Source organism: Rhodopseudomonas sp. B29, assembly GCF_000333455.1.
Classification (GTDB): Bacteria; Pseudomonadota; Alphaproteobacteria; order Rhizobiales; family Xanthobacteraceae; genus Rhodopseudomonas.
On the sequence record NZ_BADD01000027.1, the window covers coordinates 1 to 1,990 of the forward strand.

The 1,990-nt window shown below is 66.2% G+C and carries 3 protein-coding genes and 1 pseudogene; all 4 read right to left on the reverse strand.

The features are described from left to right. Positions 1-120 precede the first annotated feature (120 nt). Positions 121-588 carry a molybdenum cofactor biosynthesis protein MoaE gene (locus I5M_RS00860; protein ID WP_022719672.1) on the reverse strand — a complete coding sequence of 156 codons (468 nt, stop codon included), beginning with the start codon at positions 586-588 and terminating at the stop codon, positions 121-123. Between the two features lie 24 nt (positions 589-612). Beyond that, entirely contained in the window at positions 613-864 is a 252-nt protein-coding gene (gene moaD, locus I5M_RS00865; protein ID WP_022719673.1) for a molybdopterin converting factor subunit 1, read from the reverse strand. Beyond that, a complete protein-coding gene (gene pgsA / locus I5M_RS00870; protein WP_022719674.1) occupies positions 861-1,484 on the reverse strand; it encodes a CDP-diacylglycerol--glycerol-3-phosphate 3-phosphatidyltransferase in 624 nt (207 codons plus the stop codon). The genes moaD and pgsA overlap by 4 nt, the downstream gene beginning before the upstream one ends. 129 nt (positions 1,485-1,613) lie before the next feature. Then, positions 1,614-1,990, reverse strand: a pseudogene (locus I5M_RS28960) (helix-hairpin-helix domain-containing protein); the annotation flags it as partial.

The window sequence follows — 1,990 nt, forward strand, 5'->3', positions numbered from 1 at the left end:
TTGCGGACTCCCTCGTGTCGGCACTGCCGCGCCCAATCGTCTTCTTGCGCGGAGCAGCCGTCTTGCGCTTCGCAGCCGGCTTGCCCTTGGCGACTTTCGCCGCCTTTGCCTTCTTCACCATCAGCTTTTATCCCATCGTGCCAGCGCCGCGTCGTCGCGCGCATGTGCTTCGACCCAGCGCTCGCCCTCGGCGCGTTCTTCGCGCTTCCAGAACGGCGCGTTGGCCTTGAGGTAGTCCATCAGGAATTCGGCGGCCGCGAACGCGGCCTGGCGATGCGCCGACGCCGCCAGCACCAGTACGATATTGTCGCCGGGCACGAGCCGCCCGACGCGGTGGATGATCGTCAGCGCGGTGATCGGCCAGCGCTTCACGGCCTCGTCGGCGTGGCGGCCGATCTCTTCCTCGGCCATGCCGGGATAATGTTCGAGCGTCAGCGCCGCGACACGGTCGCCACTGTCGTCGCCGCGGCACAGGCCGCTGAAGCTGACGACGGCGCCGATATCGATGCGGCCCTTGGTCATTGCGGCGATCTCGGCGGCGATGTCGAAGTCGCCCTCCTGGATGCGGATGGTCACCGGAATGGTCATGGGATCATCCGTGCGCGAGTGAGCTCAGCCGCCGGTCATCGGCGGGAAGAATGCCACCTCGTGCGCGCCCGCGATCGCCGTGTCGGGACGCACATGGGTGCGGTCGATGGCGGCGCGGATCACGCCCGGCTTCTCGAACGCGAAGGCATAGCCTTCGCCGCGCGTCGACAGCCAGCCGATCAGGTCGGCGACGGTGCTGACGCCGGCCGGCGGCTCGACGGTCTCTTCGGCGATGCCGATGCGCTCGCGCACCCAGGCGAAATACTTCACCTTCATCGCGCGTCTTCCTCGTAGAGGTGATGAATGCCGGCGCGGAAATAGTCGTAGCCGGTGTAGATCGTCACCAGCGCCGAGATCCACAGCAGCAGCAGCCCGAGCTGGGTGGTGATCGGCAGGATCTCGTCGCCGGCATCACCGGCGAGCAGGAAGCCGATGGCAACGAGCTGCACGGTCGTCTTCCATTTCGCCAGCTTGGTCACCGGGACGCTGACACGCAGCGCCGCGAGATATTCGCGCAGGCCGGACACCAGGATTTCGCGGCAGAGGATCACGATCGCGGCCCACAGCGTCCAGCCATGGATGATGCCGTCGGCCGCGAGCATCAGTAGGCAGGATGCTACCAGCAGCTTGTCGGCGATCGGGTCGAGCATGCGGCCGAATGCCGAATGCTGGTCCCAGATGCGGGCGTAATAGCCGTCGAGAAAATCGGTAATGGCGGCGGCGATGAATACCGCCAGCGCCACCCAGCGCAGCGCCAGCGGGCCGCCGAGGATCGACTGGGCATAGATGCACCCGACCACCACCGGGATCGCGGCGATCCGGGCATAGGTCAGGATATTCGGAAGCGACAGCGTCTTTGATCCGCGCACTGGCGCTCTGGTGGCAACGTCGTTCATCGAGAGCTTACCAATACTGACTGCAGCGGAAGGTCAACTCCCCCAGGAGTCGGGCTTCAGCCCTATCAGGAAAAGGTGAAACCCGCATGGGAGGGGCGGACGTTCAGGTAGGCATTTCGGCTGCGGCTGCTAGCCCGGCCGGGGATGAAAGAAGTCGAAGATGCGCTTGGCGCTGTCGGCGCTGATGCCAGGAACCTTGCCGAGATCGGCCAGCGAGGCCCGTTCGATGGCTTTCAGGGTGCCGAAATGGTGCAGCAGCGCGCGCTTGCGGGTCGGGCCGATGCCGGGGATCTCCTGCAGGCCGGCCTCGCGGATGTCTTTCTTGCGCAGCGTCCGGTGCGAGCCGATGACGAAGCGGTGCGCCTCGTCGCGCAGCCGCTGGATGAAATACAGCACCGGGTCGCGCGGCTCGAGCTTGATCGCCTCGCGCTCCGGCATGAACAGCGTCTCGCGGCCGGCGTCGCGGTCGGCCCCTTGGCGACGCCGAGCAGCGTCACCTGATCGAT

Bases quoted from the DNA above. Each gene is read 5' to 3' on its own strand.
- I5M_RS00860 (WP_022719672.1), bottom strand. From the start codon at position 588: ATGACCATTCCGGTGACCATCCGCATCCAGGAGGGCGACTTCGACATC.
- moaD (WP_022719673.1), bottom strand. From the start codon at position 864: ATGAAGGTGAAGTATTTCGCCTGGGTGCGCGAGCGCATCGGCATCGCC.
- pgsA (WP_022719674.1), bottom strand. From the start codon at position 1,484: ATGAACGACGTTGCCACCAGAGCGCCAGTGCGCGGATCAAAGACGCTG.